At 62.9% G+C, this 14,097-nt stretch carries 12 protein-coding genes and 1 tRNA gene; 8 read left to right on the top strand and 5 right to left on the bottom strand.

Going from position 1 to position 14,097, the window contains the following annotated elements; genetic code table 11:
• Positions 1-14: 14 nt before the first annotated feature.
• Together PLU72_01180 and PLU72_01175 are read right to left on the bottom strand one after the other, a co-directional pair.
• Positions 15-686, bottom strand: coding sequence for a LysM peptidoglycan-binding domain-containing protein (locus PLU72_01180; GenBank protein HOT26766.1), 672 nt, complete (start codon positions 684-686; stop codon positions 15-17).
• Positions 687-925: 239 nt separating this feature from the next.
• Positions 926-3,106 carry a rhomboid family intramembrane serine protease gene (locus PLU72_01175; GenBank protein HOT26765.1) on the bottom strand — a complete coding sequence of 727 codons (2,181 nt, stop codon included), beginning with the start codon at positions 3,104-3,106 and terminating at the stop codon, positions 926-928.
• A gap of 145 nt (positions 3,107-3,251) precedes the next feature.
• On the opposite strand from PLU72_01175, the gene PLU72_01170 reads away from it, so the two are divergent.
• Entirely contained in the window at positions 3,252-4,016 is a 765-nt protein-coding gene (locus PLU72_01170; protein ID HOT26764.1) for an LmeA family phospholipid-binding protein, read from the top strand.
• Here PLU72_01170 and PLU72_01165 read toward each other — a convergent pair.
• Positions 3,987-6,176, bottom strand: a complete 2,190-nt coding sequence (locus PLU72_01165; GenBank protein HOT26763.1) for a DNA topoisomerase 3 — start codon at positions 6,174-6,176, stop codon at positions 3,987-3,989. The genes PLU72_01170 and PLU72_01165 overlap by 30 nt on opposite strands.
• 328 nt (positions 6,177-6,504) lie before the next feature.
• Between PLU72_01165 and gspF the strand changes: the two genes are divergently transcribed.
• The gene (gspF, locus tag PLU72_01160) at positions 6,505-7,716 is read left to right on the top strand and encodes a type II secretion system inner membrane protein GspF (GenBank protein ID HOT26762.1); all 1,212 of its coding nucleotides are present in this window, start codon (positions 6,505-6,507) and stop codon (positions 7,714-7,716) included.
• Between the two features lie 45 nt (positions 7,717-7,761).
• The gene (locus tag PLU72_01155) at positions 7,762-7,914 is read left to right on the top strand and encodes a hypothetical protein (protein HOT26761.1); all 153 of its coding nucleotides are present in this window, start codon (positions 7,762-7,764) and stop codon (positions 7,912-7,914) included.
• 102 nt (positions 7,915-8,016) lie between these two features.
• On the opposite strand, the gene PLU72_01150 is transcribed toward PLU72_01155, so the two are convergent.
• Both PLU72_01150 and PLU72_01145 read right to left on the bottom strand, forming a co-directional pair.
• Entirely contained in the window at positions 8,017-9,243 is a 1,227-nt protein-coding gene (locus PLU72_01150) for a PLP-dependent aspartate aminotransferase family protein (protein ID HOT26760.1), read from the bottom strand.
• A 145-nt stretch (positions 9,244-9,388) separates the two neighbouring features.
• Positions 9,389-9,461 (bottom strand) — tRNA-Pro (locus tag PLU72_01145).
• Positions 9,462-9,907: 446 nt separating this feature from the next.
• Between PLU72_01145 and PLU72_01140 the strand changes: the two genes are divergently transcribed.
• From PLU72_01140 to PLU72_01120, 5 genes are read left to right on the top strand one after another with little or no spacing between them, the layout of a single operon-like run.
• Positions 9,908-10,135, top strand: a complete 228-nt coding sequence (locus tag PLU72_01140) for a hypothetical protein (protein ID HOT26759.1) — start codon at positions 9,908-9,910, stop codon at positions 10,133-10,135.
• Positions 10,128-11,045 (top strand): RnfABCDGE type electron transport complex subunit B, encoded by a 918-nt coding sequence (locus tag PLU72_01135; GenBank protein HOT26758.1) that lies wholly within the window; start codon positions 10,128-10,130, stop codon positions 11,043-11,045. Before PLU72_01140 ends, PLU72_01135 begins: the two co-directional genes overlap by 8 nt.
• Before the next feature lie 11 nt (positions 11,046-11,056).
• Positions 11,057-12,415, top strand: coding sequence for an electron transport complex subunit RsxC (gene rsxC, locus PLU72_01130; protein HOT26757.1), 1,359 nt, complete (start codon positions 11,057-11,059; stop codon positions 12,413-12,415).
• Entirely contained in the window at positions 12,412-13,449 is a 1,038-nt protein-coding gene (locus PLU72_01125) for an RnfABCDGE type electron transport complex subunit D (protein ID HOT26756.1), read from the top strand. The genes rsxC and PLU72_01125 overlap by 4 nt, the downstream gene beginning before the upstream one ends.
• A 3-nt stretch (positions 13,450-13,452) precedes the next feature.
• Positions 13,453-14,097 carry an RnfABCDGE type electron transport complex subunit G gene (locus tag PLU72_01120; GenBank protein HOT26755.1) on the top strand — a complete coding sequence of 215 codons (645 nt, stop codon included), beginning with the start codon at positions 13,453-13,455 and terminating at the stop codon, positions 14,095-14,097.

Here is a 14,097-nt window from a genome sequence, read left to right as displayed (position 1 = left end):
ATGTTCCCTGGATCTTACTGCGGGATCTGGAGGGTCATGCCGACCTTCAGGCTCTTCGGATTCTTGATGCCGTTCGCGTCGGCGATCTTCTTCCACTTTTTGGTGGTTCCGTAGACCTTCTTGCTGATCTTGGCGAGGGTGTCGCCCTTTTCGACCTTGTATTCGCTGCCATGGCCGCTCGTTGCTGTCTCATCGGTTTCACCGGGAACCGGGGCGGACTCGGTCACGGGTTCGTAGGTCGGCTCAGGAATGGGCTCGGGGGCCGGGGCGGGCTCGGCGATCGGCTCCGGAACGGGTTCCGGGGCGGGTTCCGGGGCGGGCTCGGGTTCGGGTGCCGGTTCCTGAACGGCCTGGGCCTCTTCGACGACGCGGAAGTTGCGCACTTCGACGCCACCGGACGGGAACTTCGCGTCGGGCTTGCGAACGTTTCCGAACACGCGGATCGTGGCGCCGCGCTTCCCGCCGATCTGCTCGGCCTTGCGGCCGGTCAGCTCGAGAACCTGGCCATCGCTGGTCTTGAACATGACCTTGCGGCCCTCGACGGACTCGACCTGCCCGGTGATGGTGGTCGAATGGTTCTGCTTGGTAAACCACTCGTTCACCTTCCACCAGGAGCCGGCGTACGCGGAGGTGCCTGACAGGCTCAGCATGAGGGCCAGGGCGGAAACAGCAACAGTCTTTCTCATCAACACTTCCCCCTTATGGATATCGTAACTATGCGGGCCTTGCCCGCGTGATGTGGAATTTATACCGTTCCGCGAAGTTTTGCAAGGGGGGATGACGCATTTTTTCTTCCGACCCATTTCTCGAGTTCCAAAGCATGAAAAGGCGCCCGTTCGCCTGAGTCATCGTGGGCCAGAGCTTCGCGTGTCTCGAACCCTCAACACGAGCGGGAACGCCGAAAGCGTTTTTTTCTGCGCAGGCATCAAGGCTTCACGGATATGGAGGCGAGGATTCTCTCCAGCAGCGGAATATACAGGTCATCCCGGCCGGTAGGGAGAAGGCATTGGGCCAGGATGAACGCGCCGGACGGGAAGATGAACCAGTCGTCCTGGGTCAGCACGCGGTCTTCCGCGCGAAGACGCCATGAGACCATCCGTGCGTCGTTTTCTCCGACCCGAGCCCTGGCGGGGTCGCGACGTGATTCGAACCGGATGCCCTCGGTATCGATCAACGCCCTCGTCCGATGCTCGATATAGGCTTCGATGACCTCGTCCGGCGATTCGCGCCCGTTCGGGCCCGCCATGACGTCGATCCGTTCGTGGAACGGGCCGGTGATGACGACCGAGACCCAGCCTGGCTGAGGCGCCGCCGAGGGCCTGATCGTCCATCCCGACGGCAGATCGACGTCGAGCCCGGGAACGTTCTTCCGCTCGAACGGCCCCTCGGCATAGCGCATCGGATAACGGTTCGAGCCGAGATGGCCGGCGAACTGGACGGCGGCGGTTCCGATGCTCGTCACGGCAAACAAAATCGAGATCATCGACGCGAGGGTTGCAAGGGCCGGCCGCTCGATCAGGCGGGCGAGCACGATTCCGGCAACGGCTCCGCCCGCGAGCCCGCCGAGATGCGCGGAGTTGTCGATGCCCTTTTCCACGGCTCCGATGGCGAGGTTCACGAGCAGAATGAAGACCAGGGTCGAAAACTGGCCCTGGCGCGACAGAGCCTTCGCACGCGGCCCGCCGAACAGCTCGAGAGAAATGGCGGCGCCGAGCAGGCCGAGAACCGCCGCGGACGCTCCGACCGACAGCCCCGTCCCGAACCATGCCGTCGCGATGCCGCCGCAGACGCCTCCGAACAGATACACGCCCAGAAACAACGGCCAGCCGAGGATCGTTTCGACGGGGGGGCCGAAATATTTGAGCGCGAGCAGGTTCATGAACAGATGCAACCAGCCCAGGTGCAGGAACTGATAGGTCACGAGGCGGAACCACTCGCCTTCCCGCACGAGGAATCCGCTGTTCGCACCGAACCGCATGAGATCGAGCAGGTCCTCCTGCGATGCGCCGAACTGGTAGACGACGAAGATGCCGAACAACAGGCTCATCATCCGCTTCGTCGCCCGCTCGGCCATCACGGGCGGCTCGATGACGCGGGCATTCTCCGCGACAAGAGCGAGGAAGGCATCGCGACGGGCGATGCGAATCTGGGCGAGCCTCGGAACAAGGCTCGTTTCGAAAAATTCCCGCTGCTCGGCAAGCCCGTCGATCCGCTGGCGCATCCAGGCGATCCACTTGTCCGGAAGCTCGGTCTGTCCCTCGCGCAACGCCGATTCGAGCAGTTGCCGCCCCTCGTCGCTCCGCCCGGCGTAGCAGGCCGCGATCCCGCGCCAATAGAGCCTCAGGGATGGGGGCAAGGCCTCGACGGCGGCCTTGTCGGTCTCCAACATCGCTTCGAACTCGGGGTGCCAGCCCATCATCGCGTAAAACAGCAGACGGCAGACGATCAGGTTCGACGCCTGGTCGGCCGAGAGGCCTGGAACGAGCCGTTCGATGGCCGTTTGCGCCTCCATCGCCTCGTCGTGGCGGCCGGTCTCGAGAAGGGCGCGAACGATGTAGATCAGCTCCTCGAAGGGGTATGAGGACCAGTCCCGGGCGGGATCGTGGAGCACCTCGAGCAGCAGCTCGAACCGGCGCTGGTTGAACAGGGCGATGCCGATGAAGATCCGCGTCGTTCCGTCGAACGGCTCGCCGCGCGGCATGAGGGCACGCATCCGCCCGAGCGCGTCTTCGGGACGTTCCCCGATGCCCTGCAGAGCGATCGAGACGTCGTGGAGATGGGTGTTGATATCGCTCCAGGCCAGCCAGGCCTTCCAGCGGGCGAGCGGCTCGATCTCGTCGAAACGCTGCTCCGAAATCAGGCCCTCGATCCGACGCTGGATCAGCATCGGCATTCCGACGAGCACGAATATGCCGGCGCCAGCCGCCGTCACGCCCCAGAAGCCGGCCAGGTCGCGGCCGAGCAGAAAGACCATGAACGACGCGAGAACGCCCAGCTGCGCGATGTAGCCGGAGAACGTCCAGAACCCCTGCCGCGCGAGCGAGAAGATCATGAACCCGACGTTCGCCAGGAGGATATAGAGAATCAGCCGATACGCCATTTCCATACGGGGTTTCAGGGTAACACAAGCCCACCCTCCGCGAAACCCCGCGTTCACCCGACCGTGCGCGATGAATTCGATGCTGCGGAAAAGTTCGTGTATACTGATTCGAAGGCGATCCGAACTTCAACCTCCGCGAAGGATATAGTATATGTTTAATTATATATTCGGTTTATTCCCTTTCATGCGCCGTTCGGCCGTCGCAACAGCGCTCCTGTTCGCCGCCGTCGCAGGTCAGGCATGGGCGCTCGAAATGACGGCCGGGCGGATCGCGGCCTTCCAGCGTGACGTGATGAACGCCCTGTATGAGCTGCTGCCCGATGCGAAAAGCGTCGGACAAACCGACCTCTCCATCGACGTGCACAACCGCTCGATCCGCAACATCACCGTCCGCTCGCTCCGCGCCTCGATCGAGGGGATCGACGAAAAGCTGCACGGGCGGCTCGCGCGCCGGGAAGCAAGCTTCGACGACCTGAGCGGGGTCCGTGCGATCGACGTCGCGATCGAGCTCGACGCCGCCGACATCCGGAGCTTCATCGCCGGCGAACTCGCCCGCCAGCGTGAGGCGCACCGCGTGTTCGAAAGCGTTCATCTCACCTTCGGCACCGGCTCCGTGCACGTGTCCGGCACGGTCGACGTGTCGAAAATCCCGGGCAACCCGCTCGGCTTCATCAATCTCGGCGCGGCACCGTTCACGGCCGATGCGGCGGTGCGCATGGAGGGCGACCGGCTGATGGTCGACGTCTCGAACGCGACGCTGAACGGGGTGGCGTTCGTTCCGCCGCTCAGCACCCAGGTTCTCGACTGGCTCAACCCGCTGCTGGACTTCTCGGCGCTTCCCCATCCGGCCGGCATCACCGCGCTCGAGATCACGCCCGGGGGAATATTACTCCGCGGCTTTCTCTTTTCCCGCTGATTTCGGGGTTTTCGTCTTCGCCTTCGTTTTCGACTCGACAAGCTCGATGCCGGTCTTGTCCTCGCGCATCCGGACGCGCCCGTCGACGGTTCGTCCGTCGGCGGTCTTGAACCCGCTCAGCACCTTCGTCGCCTTGCCCGCGATCAGGGCGTCGATCGCCTCCTGCGGCAGCGCGAGGCCTTCGAACTCTTTCCAGACCACGTAGGAACACCCCTCGCGGAACCGGTCGCAGCCGAAGCCGCGCTTCCCCTCGATGATGCTCCCCTTCCCGCAGGCCGGGCAGACACCGAACGTCGGCCGGGGGGGGCGCAGGTCCTCGCGGCGGACGGTCTCGAAGCGACCGGTCTTGACCGATGAGACGATGTCGCGCACAAACGCGGTGATATCGGTCATGAACTGCTTCGCGTCGGCCTTTCCTCGTGCCACGTCGGTGAGCCGCTTTTCCCAGGAACCGGTCAGTTCGGGGCTCGCGACCTGCGGCGCGACGAGCGAGACGAGCTGAATGCCCTTGCTGGTGGGCGTCAGCTTCTTTTTCTCGCGAAGCATGTAGCCGACGCGGATCAGCTTCTCGATGGTTTCGGCACGGGTCGCCGGCGTGCCGAGGCCGCAGTCTTTCATCGCCTGCCGCAGCTCGTCGTCGTCGATCAGCTTGCCCGCGGTTTCCATGGCCTGGAGCAGGGTCGCCTCGGTGTAGGCCGGCGGCGGCTTCGTCTGCCTGACCTGGAGTTTCGCGTCCTTCACCGACCGGATATCGCCCTTTTTCATCTCGGGAAGGGCCTGTTCGTCGTCGCTTTCCTCTCCCGGCGCGTCGGCATCGCGCGTTTCCGGGGCCGTCTTGTCGTAGACGGCCTTCCAGCCGACTTTCACGGTGACGCGGCCGTTCGCCTTGAAATGGTCTTCCTTGCCGGCCTGGAGCGTCACGCTGGTGGCGAGATACTCGTGGTCGGGATAGAACACGGCGAGGAACCGGCGGGCGACGAGGTCGTAGATTTTCTGTTCTTCGGGTTTCCAGCCCATCATACCGCCGGGCTTCTGCTCGGTGGGGATGATCGCGTGGTGGTCGCTGACCTGGGCGTTGTCGAAGATCCGCTTCGATTTGGAGAGTTTTTCCTGGCGCAGCGGGGCCAGATACGGGCTGTACGTCGGGGGCAGCGCGGCGAGCCGCTGGGGGATCGTCTTGTACAGGTCTTCCGAAAGGAACCGGCTGTCGGTTCTCGGGTAGGTCAGGGCCTTCTTCTGCTCATACAGCGACTGGGCCGCGGCGAGGGTCTGGGCGGCCGTGTAGCCGTACCGGCTGTTCGCCTCGCGCTGCAACGTCGTCAGGTCATACAGCAGCGGCGGCGGCTGTTTTTTCTTCGAGGTCGTGACTTTCGTGACGTCGAGCGTGGCGCCGCGCAGGCGGTCCATGATCGCGTTCGCGGCCTCGACCGTCGGGATGCGGGTCGGCGTGGTTTTCTCGCGCGGATCGAACCAGATCGCCGAGAAATCGCCCAGGTCGGCGATGATTTCCCAGTAATCGACCGGCTTGAAATGGGCGATCTCGTGGTGCCGTTTCACGACCATCGCGAGGGTCGGCGTCTGGACCCGGCCGACGGAGAGCACCGAGTCGGTGTTGAATTTTTTCGTGTAGGCCCGCGTGAAGTTCATGCCCACGAGCCAGTCTGCGCGGCTCCGGCACTCGGCCGCCGCGGCGAGATTGTCGTATTCGGCGCCGGGCTTGAGCTCGGCGAAGCCCTGCCTGATGGCCTCGTCGGTCATGCTCGAGATCCAGAGGCGGCGCACCGGCTTCGCACACCCGGAATGGGCGTAGACGAGCCGGAAGATGAGCTCGCCTTCGCGGCCGGCGTCGGCGGCGTTCACGATGTCGCCGATGTCGTCGCGCCGCACCAGGTCGCTGACGATATCGAACTGGTCTTTCGTCTGGGGAATCGCGGTCAGCTTCCATTCGGAGGGAATCATGGGCAGCGTCGCCAGCGACCATTTCTTCCAGTCAGGGTTCTGGACGTCGGGCTCGCCAAGGCAGACCAGATGGCCGACGCCCCAGGTGACGACGTACCGCTCGCCCTCAAGGAAGCCTTTTCCCTGGCGCGTGGCGCCAATGATCCGGGCGATGTCGCGACCGACCGAAGGTTTTTCTGCAAATACGAGCGTCTTCTTCATCTGTGCATCCACGTGTGAGGGCTTATGGTAACGCACATCTGGCGCCATGTCCAATCCCCTCAGGACAGGCTCATCACCTTTCATCGGTCCCTGATCGGCAGCAGTGGTTCGCGAACCGCCCCTTCGCCAGACGTTCAGGGTAAGGAAATATCCGAATCATACCGATACCTGTGCCGAGTTGCGAAAGCGGGGGAATGTGTGCGGAAACCCGCACGCTTTTTCCGCACAGGAAGATGGGAATGTGGGATTGATGCCGGGTGTTGTCTATGGCATACTTCCTGCAACTGTATCGATCGAAGCGATTGTCATCAAAAGGGGGGACCAGCCAATGGCAACCTTTACCTACAAAGCACGAAACTGGGACGGTAAGATCGTCACGTCCGAAATGGACGCCGAAAGCAAGGAAGTCTGCATCTCGAAACTTCGCGAGAAAGGCTACTTCGTCACGAGCATCGCCGAGAAAAAGGGCGGCGGCGGCATCAACCTCAGCTTTTTCGAGCGCGGCGTGAACTCGCAGGAAGTCTGCATCTTCGCCCGCCAGTTCGCGACGATGATCGGCTCGGGCGTGCCGCTCGTCCGGTGTCTCACGATCCTGCAGCAGCAGTCCGAGAACCCGACGTTCAAGCGCATCATCACGCAGATCCGCTCCGACGTCGAAGGCGGCGCGACGTTTTCGAAAGCGCTCGAGAAGCACCCGAAGGTGTTTTCCGATCTGTTCTGCAGCCTTGTCAAGGCCGGCGAGGTCGGCGGTATTCTCGACCAGATTCTCAACCGTCTCGCCGACTACCTCGAAAGCTCGGAAAACCTGAAATCGAAGGTCAAGGGCGCGCTCACCTACCCGGTCGTCGTGTTCGCGATCGCCGGCCTCGTCGTCGTGGCCCTGGTCATGTTCGTTCTGCCGCAGTTCAAGGAAATCTTCATGGGCATGAAGGTCGAACTGCCGATGGCCACGCAGATTCTGCTGGCGACCTCCGACTTCATGGTCAACTGGGCCATTCTCGTCATCCCGGCCATGCTGGGCGTTCCCTTCCTGATCTACAGCTTCTTCACGACCAAGACGGGCGCCCGCATCTTCGACACCAACATCCTCAAGATGCCCGCCATCGGCATGATGATGCGCAAGGTCGCCGTCGCGAAGTTCACCCGGACCCTCGGCACGCTGATCGCCTCGGGCGTTCCGATTCTGCAGGCGCTCGAAGTCACGGCGCAGACCGCAGGCAACGTCGTCATCGCCGAGGCCGTCGACAAGACCCGCGTCTCGATCCGCGAAGGTGAATCGATCGCCGAGCCGCTCAAGAACTCGAACGTGTTCCCCCCGATGGTCGTGCAGATGATCGCCGTCGGCGAGGAAACGGGCGAACTCGACAAGATGCTCAGCAAGATCGCCGACTTCTACGACACCGAGGTCGACAACGCGGTCAAGGGCCTTACGTCGGTCATCGAACCGATCGTCATCGTGTTCATGGGCGTCGTCATCGGCGGCATCGTTCTGGCCGTCTTCATGCCCATGCTCAAACTGGTCAACGCTTCAGAAGGCTGATCCCAGGCCAACCGCACGGAACATCCCGCCGGGAGACCCGGCGGGATGTTCATTTCTGACGGCCCCAATCACCCACCGTTCGTGCTGAGCCCGTCGAAGCGCGAACGTCCTCTCGCCCTTCGACAGGCTCAGGGCGAACGGCTGGTTTTCATTCCGCAGGAATCGACCGGAACGCAGCACACGCTTTTCCAGCCGTAAACAAAACGCCGCCCGCTGGCTTCACGCGTCGCGGACGGCGTTTTATTTCTATAGTTATCGTTTTATACGAAACAGTTTACAATAACCCGGCGTGGGTCCGTTTCAGATGCCGGCGATCTGGACGCTCGTCTCGGGCTTCGAGGCGAGCACCTTGTCGAGGGCCTGGACGAGGTCGTCGCGGATGTCCTCGTAATCCTCGCAGCCGACCGAGAAGCGCACGAGACCGTCGGAGATGCCGGCGGCCTGGCGGCCTTTCGGGCCCATGCTGGCGTGGGTCATGCTCGCCGGGTGCTGGATGAGCGTCTCGACGCCGCCCAGGGAGACGGCGAGGGTGCTCAGTTTCACGGTATCCATGAGGATGCGCCCCGCTTCGACGCCGCCCTTCAGCTCGAAGCTGATCATCGCGCCGAAGCCCTTCATCTGCTTCTTCGCGAGCTCATGCTGCGGATGGGACGGGAGGCCGGGGTATTTCACCCACGCCACGGCGGGGTGCTTCAACAGGTCGTTCGCAAGTTTCATGGCGTTGTCCTGGGCGACGCGGACGCGCATGCCGAGGGTCTTGATGCCGCGCAGGACGAGCCAGGCCTGATGGGGATCGATCGTGCCGCCCATCTGGACGAGCACTTTCTTCATCTGGGCGAACAGCTTCGGGTCGCGAGCCACGATGATGCCGGCGACCACGTCGCTGTGGCCGTTGAGGAACTTGGTCATGCTGTGAAGGACGACGTCGGCGCCCAGGTCGAGCGGCTTCTGGAGCATCGGACTGCAGAAGGTGTTGTCGACGACGAGGATGGCGCCGTTGGCGTGGGCGATCTTCGCGCAGGCGGCGATATCGCTGATCGAGAGGGTCGGATTGCCCGGCGTTTCCAGGTAGACGAGCTTCGTGTTCGGCTTCATCGCCTTCTTCACGGCGTTGAGATCGGTGGTATCGAGGAAGGTGGACTCGACGCCGAAGCGAGAAAGCTCGTTCTCGGCCAGCGTGCGGGTCGGGCCGTACACCGAGTCGGTCGCGACCATGTGGACGCCCTGGCCGAGGAAGGCCATGAACACGGTGGAGACGGCCGCCATGCCGGACGCGGTCGCGAGGCCCAGGCCGCCGCCTTCCAGCTCGGCAACGCACTCTTCGAGGCCGGCCGTGGTCGGGTTGCCGAGGCGGGTGTATTTGTAGCCGCTGTCCTGGCCGCTGAACCGGGCGGCGCCCTGGGCGGCGTTCTCGAACGCGAAAGTCGACGACTGGAAAATCGGCACGCTCACGCCCCCATACAGCTTGTCGGGGTGCTGCCCGGCATGAATGCAGTCGGTGTCGAACCCGGTCTTACCCTTTTTCATGATAGAACTCCTTTCCCTGAAGGCGCCTCGTGCGCCGTTTTCTTTTTGATGGTGGCATTCTAAATGCGGTTGGACCGCTTGTCCAGAGGAAATTCCCGGGAAGGAAAAACGGGCCCCGCGGATGCGAAGCCCGTCTTCTTACCGGTCGGGGCGGCCAGACTCGAACTGGCGACCACTTGAACCCCATTCAAGTACGCTGCCAACTGCGCTACGCCCCGGTGGGTCGAATGCCCAGAACCTTGAGAACGAGGTTCTTTATACCACATTCCGGTTTGGCGCGCAAGTGATTTCGGACCGTTCGCCCTCAGCGGCCTGACTCCACCAAGGCAGAGCCGCCTGCCGGCGGTATGGGAAACGATTCCCAGCAAAGATGAAATTTGTTTCCGGGCTTTCAATTCGACACAGCGAACTGGTGATTTTCGTTCATCCGAAGGAGATGCATTTCTACGAAAACGTGGTTCGGAAGAGAGAAAAATCGGCTTCGCAGCCGGTTTTCAAACTCTGGTGCACGGCGATGCTCTCACTGGGTTACAGCTGTCTACCTCTGCAGGATACTATTGTTTTTCGGCACGGCTTGCTTTATCCTATTCGCCGGTTCGACGCCCCCACACATTTTGGAATCCGGTATTGCGCGCGCACGGAACGTGCGCCGCGACGAAGGCGAATGATGAACGAAATTCTCGTTGCAATCGGCTTTTCCTCGGCAATTGGCGCGATGTATGCCGTCGTCCATCTCCTGTATCAGCGGGAACGTGCCGCCCGCCCGGGGGCCTGTCGCTCCGACGCCGACGCCTGCGCTCACTGCGGTTGCTGCAGTTTCCATCGGCCGCAGGACGCGAACGAACCTCTTCCTCCACAACCGTTGACGGAAAAAGGAAACACGTATGAGTGAAGTTCTGACGGCCATCCTGGTCATGGGCGGCATAGCGTTCCTGCTCGCCCTCGCCCTCATCTGGAGTTCCAGGAAATTCTACGTCGCCGAGAATCCGCTGGTCGACGAGATCGCGTCGCTTCTCCCGCAGGCGAACTGCGGCGCGTGCGGATATCCCGGCTGTTCCGGGTTCGCGAAGGTGCTCGTCGAGACGCAGGACCCCAAAATGGTCTGCCCGGTCGCGACGAAGGAGAAACTGAAGGAGATCGGCCGTCTCGCGGGTATCGAGGTCAGCGAGCGGGAGCCGATGGTCGCTGCGTTGCACTGCCGCGGAACCCGGTCGAACGTGAAAACCGCTTCGGAATACGTGGGCATCAGAAGCTGTATCGCCGCCCACAGCCTCTATTCCGGCGACAAGATGTGCATGTATTCCTGCATCGGATACGGCGACTGCATGAAGGTCTGCATGTTCGGGGCGATCCATGTCGATGACGGCATCGCGGTTTTCAACCCCGAGAAGTGCACGGGATGCGGCATGTGCGTGAAGACCTGCCCGCGGAAGGTCGTTTCCCTGGTGCGGAAGCGGCTCTCGAAGGTCGTGGTCACCTGTTCCTCGCGCGACCCGGCCCCGGTCGTCATGAACCAGTGCAGCGTCGGGTGCATCGCCTGCGGCCGCTGCGTGCGCGTCTGCCCGAAGCAGGCGATCACCGTCGAGCCCGGCTCGAACCTGGCCATCATCGACGACGCGAAATGCGTCCTGTGCGGAAAGTGCGTCGCCGAGTGCGACGTGCGGAACGCGATCGACGGCAAGGGCCCGGTCGAGAAGGCGGTCGCGTTCCTTCGCGAAAAGCGGGCGAAGGAGAAAGAGGAAAAACGCGCGGCGGCCCTGGCGGCCGCGGCGAAGCCAAAAACGGACGGGGAGCCATCATGAGCCTGTTCGACATGAAAACCTTCTCCATGGGCGGCATCCACGTCGATGACCGCAAGTTCACCCACGCCTCCCCGATCGAGCCGATGCCGGTGCCGAAGGAGATCGTCCTTCCGGTCTCCCAGCATATCGGCGCCCCGGCAAAACCGCTCGTCAAGAAGGGCGACGCGGTGAAGGCCGGCCAGATCATCGCCGAAAAGGCCGGTATGATATCGGCAAATATTATATCATCCGTCTCCGGAACCGTCAGAGCGGTCGAGAACCGCCAGGGGCCGGGCGGCTTCCACCTGCTGTCGATCGTCATCGACAACGACGGCCGGGACGAGTGGATCGCGGCGCCGACGTCGACGGCCCCGTCCCCCGATGTGGTCGCGAAGACGGACGTTTCCGGGATCGTCGCGGCGGTCGAGAAAGCCGGCATCGTCGGCATGGGCGGCGCGACCTTTCCCACGTCGGTCAAGCTTTCCCCGCCGCCGGGAACGGTCATCGACACCGTCATCCTGAACGGCGTCGAGTGCGAGCCGTATCTCACCGCCGACGCGCGCATCATGATCGAGCACGCCGACCGCATCGCGGCGGGCCTCGCGCTCGTCATGAAGCATTTTTCGAAGAACGGGCCCGTCAAGGGCTACATCGGGATCGAAGCGAACAAGCCGGACGCCATCGAGGTTCTCTCGCGCATCGCGCCCACCTACGGCGACATCGCCGTCGTTCCCCTCGCCCTGAAGTATCCGCAGGGCGGCGAGAAGCAGTTGATCAACGCCCTCACCGGAAGGTCCGTTCCGTCGGGCAAGCTGCCCTCGACGGTCGGCTGCGTCGTGCAGAACGTCGCGACCGCCGCGGCGATCTACGACGCCGTCGTCGACGGTCGCCCCCTCGTCGATCGCGTTGTCACCGTGACGGGCGGCGGGGTGAAGAACCGCAAGAACCTGCTCGTCCGCCTCGGAACGTCGTTCGCGTCGGTTCTCGAGCACTGCGGCGGGGTGACCGACGATTCCGCCATGCTGATCAGCGGCGGACCGATGATGGGCAAGGCGCTCAATTCGGCGACGGTGCCCGTGACGAAAGGCGTCTCCGGCATTCTCGTGCTGAACGAGGACGAGGCGAATCTCTACGACGAACAGCCGTGCATCCGGTGCGGCCGGTGCGTCGAGGTCTGCCCGATGGGGCTTCATCCCGCCCTGCTGGCCAGAAATCTGGAGATCGGCGACTATGCCAAGCTCGAGGAGCTCGGCATCCTCGACTGCATCGAGTGCGGCTCGTGCAATTACATCTGCGCCGGCCACAACCACCTGGTGCAGAGCATCAGGCTCGGGAAAATCAGGGTCAACGAGCTGATCCGCGAGCGCAACAAAAAGGCGGAGAAGAAATGACGGGGGAAAACGTCGTGAACATTCAGCAGAAAAAATGGGTGGTGAGTTCCGGCTCGCACATCACGCACCCGATGGATACACCGCAGATCATGCAGCAGGTCATCATCGCGCTGCTGCCGGCCTGCGCGATGGCCGTGTATGTGTTCGGCGTGGATGCGCTTCGGGTCATCGCCTTCGCGGTGGTCTCGGCGATGGTCATCGAAGGGGCGATCCAGAAGTTCCTGATGGCGGCGCCGATCACGCTGAGCGACCGCTCGGCCGCGCTGACGGGTCTTCTGCTGGGGCTCAACCTTCCCGCGAGTTCGCCGTGGTGGATGATCTGCATCGGCTCCCTGATCGCGATCGGTATCGGGAAAATGGCCTACGGCGGTCTCGGGCAGAACCCGTTCAACCCGGCGCTGGTCGGCCGCGTCGCGCTGCTGGTCGGCTTTCCCGCCCTGATGACGGACTGGAGCGTGACCGGCGGCTACCTGGGCGATCTGTACAAGAGGCTGGCGCCCGAGACGATGACGGCCGCCACGCCGCTGGGCTTCGTCAAATCGTATACCGGCACCTCGCTCGGCGCCGACGCCGTGGCCTATCTCAACAGCTTCTCGTTCGACGTCAAATCGCTCTTCATCGGCACCAGCCCGGGCTCGATCGGCGAAGTGAGCGAACTGGCCCTTCTCATCGGCGGGCTGTATCTGCTCTATCGGGGCATCGCCAACTGGGAAATCCCCGCTTCGTATATCGGCACCGTTGCCGTGATCGCCGCCGCGGCGTATCTGGCGAACCCGGCGGGTTTCCTGCTTCCGCATTATCACATCGTTTCCGGCGGCCTGTTCCTCGGCGCGTTCTTCATGGCCACCGACCTGGTGACCTCGCCGATGACTTTCAGAGGAAGGGTGATCTTCGGCATCGGGTGCGGCGCCATCACCATGCTGATACGCCTGTTCGGCGGGTATCCCGAGGGAGTCTCGTTCGCGATCCTGATCATGAACGCCCTCTCTCCGCTCATCGACCGAACCGTGAAGCCGGCGCGCTTCGGAGTCTGAACCATGAAATCACGCAACAGAGGCCAGACCGACCTGTATCTCGTCATGATCCTCACCGCGTTTTCGGCCGCATCCGGGCTGCTGCTCGCCCTGGTGAACAACCTCACCAAGGATCGCATCGCCCAGGTCGCGGTCGAAAAGCAGAAGAAGGCGCTCGCAGAAATCATTCCCGAGTTCGATGCCACCGAAGCCGAAACCCTTCTGCCCGATTCGACGGACCCGTTCGAGCTGATCGTCTGCAGGAAGGGCGGCTCCGTCTCGGGGGTCGCGATCAAACTCTCGTCGCGCCTTCTTTCCCCCCAGGCGCTCCAGAAACTCTCGCTCCCTCCGGACACCCGACAGGACCAGGCATACGGGGATCCCATCCGGCTGATGGTCGGCTTCACCCCGGACCGGAAGATCTCCGGCGTCAGCGTTCTCCAGTGCCGCGAGACGCCCGGTCTCGGAACAAAGATAGATACGCCGCACTATAAATCAAACTTCGCCGGCCAGGACATCGCGGCGAAAAAATGGCTCGTCAAAAAAGACGGCGGGGACATCGAGCAGATCACGGCCGCCACGATCTCTTCGCGCGCCATGACATCGACGGTCGCGAAGGCCGTCGCGATCTTCACCGCCAGGGCGACGGCCCTGAATCTCAGCAAGTAG

It is taken from the genome of Candidatus Ozemobacteraceae bacterium, from assembly GCA_035373905.1.
In the GTDB taxonomy this organism is placed as follows: Bacteria; Muiribacteriota; Ozemobacteria; order Ozemobacterales; family Ozemobacteraceae; genus MWAR01.
Note: the sequence above shows the minus strand (reverse complement) of the source record. Positions and strands in the feature narration are given on the sequence as shown.

What these genes read in the sequence shown, in the direction of transcription:
- PLU72_01140 (HOT26759.1), top strand. Translation starts at nt 9,908, where the DNA reads ATGATGAACGAAATTCTCGTTGCAATCGGCTTTTCCTCGGCAATTGGC.
- PLU72_01175 (HOT26765.1), bottom strand. Translation starts at nt 3,106, where the DNA reads ATGGAAATGGCGTATCGGCTGATTCTCTATATCCTCCTGGCGAACGTC.
- PLU72_01155 (HOT26761.1), top strand. Translation starts at nt 7,762, where the DNA reads ATGTTCATTTCTGACGGCCCCAATCACCCACCGTTCGTGCTGAGCCCG.
- PLU72_01165 (HOT26763.1), bottom strand. Translation starts at nt 6,176, where the DNA reads ATGAAGAAGACGCTCGTATTTGCAGAAAAACCTTCGGTCGGTCGCGAC.
- PLU72_01150 (HOT26760.1), bottom strand. Translation starts at nt 9,243, where the DNA reads ATGAAAAAGGGTAAGACCGGGTTCGACACCGACTGCATTCATGCCGGG.
- PLU72_01125 (HOT26756.1), top strand. Translation starts at nt 12,412, where the DNA reads ATGACGGGGGAAAACGTCGTGAACATTCAGCAGAAAAAATGGGTGGTG.
- PLU72_01170 (HOT26764.1), top strand. Translation starts at nt 3,252, where the DNA reads ATGTTTAATTATATATTCGGTTTATTCCCTTTCATGCGCCGTTCGGCC.
- gspF (HOT26762.1), top strand. Translation starts at nt 6,505, where the DNA reads ATGGCAACCTTTACCTACAAAGCACGAAACTGGGACGGTAAGATCGTC.
- rsxC (HOT26757.1), top strand. Translation starts at nt 11,057, where the DNA reads ATGAAAACCTTCTCCATGGGCGGCATCCACGTCGATGACCGCAAGTTC.
- PLU72_01120 (HOT26755.1), top strand. Translation starts at nt 13,453, where the DNA reads ATGAAATCACGCAACAGAGGCCAGACCGACCTGTATCTCGTCATGATC.
- PLU72_01135 (HOT26758.1), top strand. Translation starts at nt 10,128, where the DNA reads ATGAGTGAAGTTCTGACGGCCATCCTGGTCATGGGCGGCATAGCGTTC.
- PLU72_01180 (HOT26766.1), bottom strand. Translation starts at nt 686, where the DNA reads ATGAGAAAGACTGTTGCTGTTTCCGCCCTGGCCCTCATGCTGAGCCTG.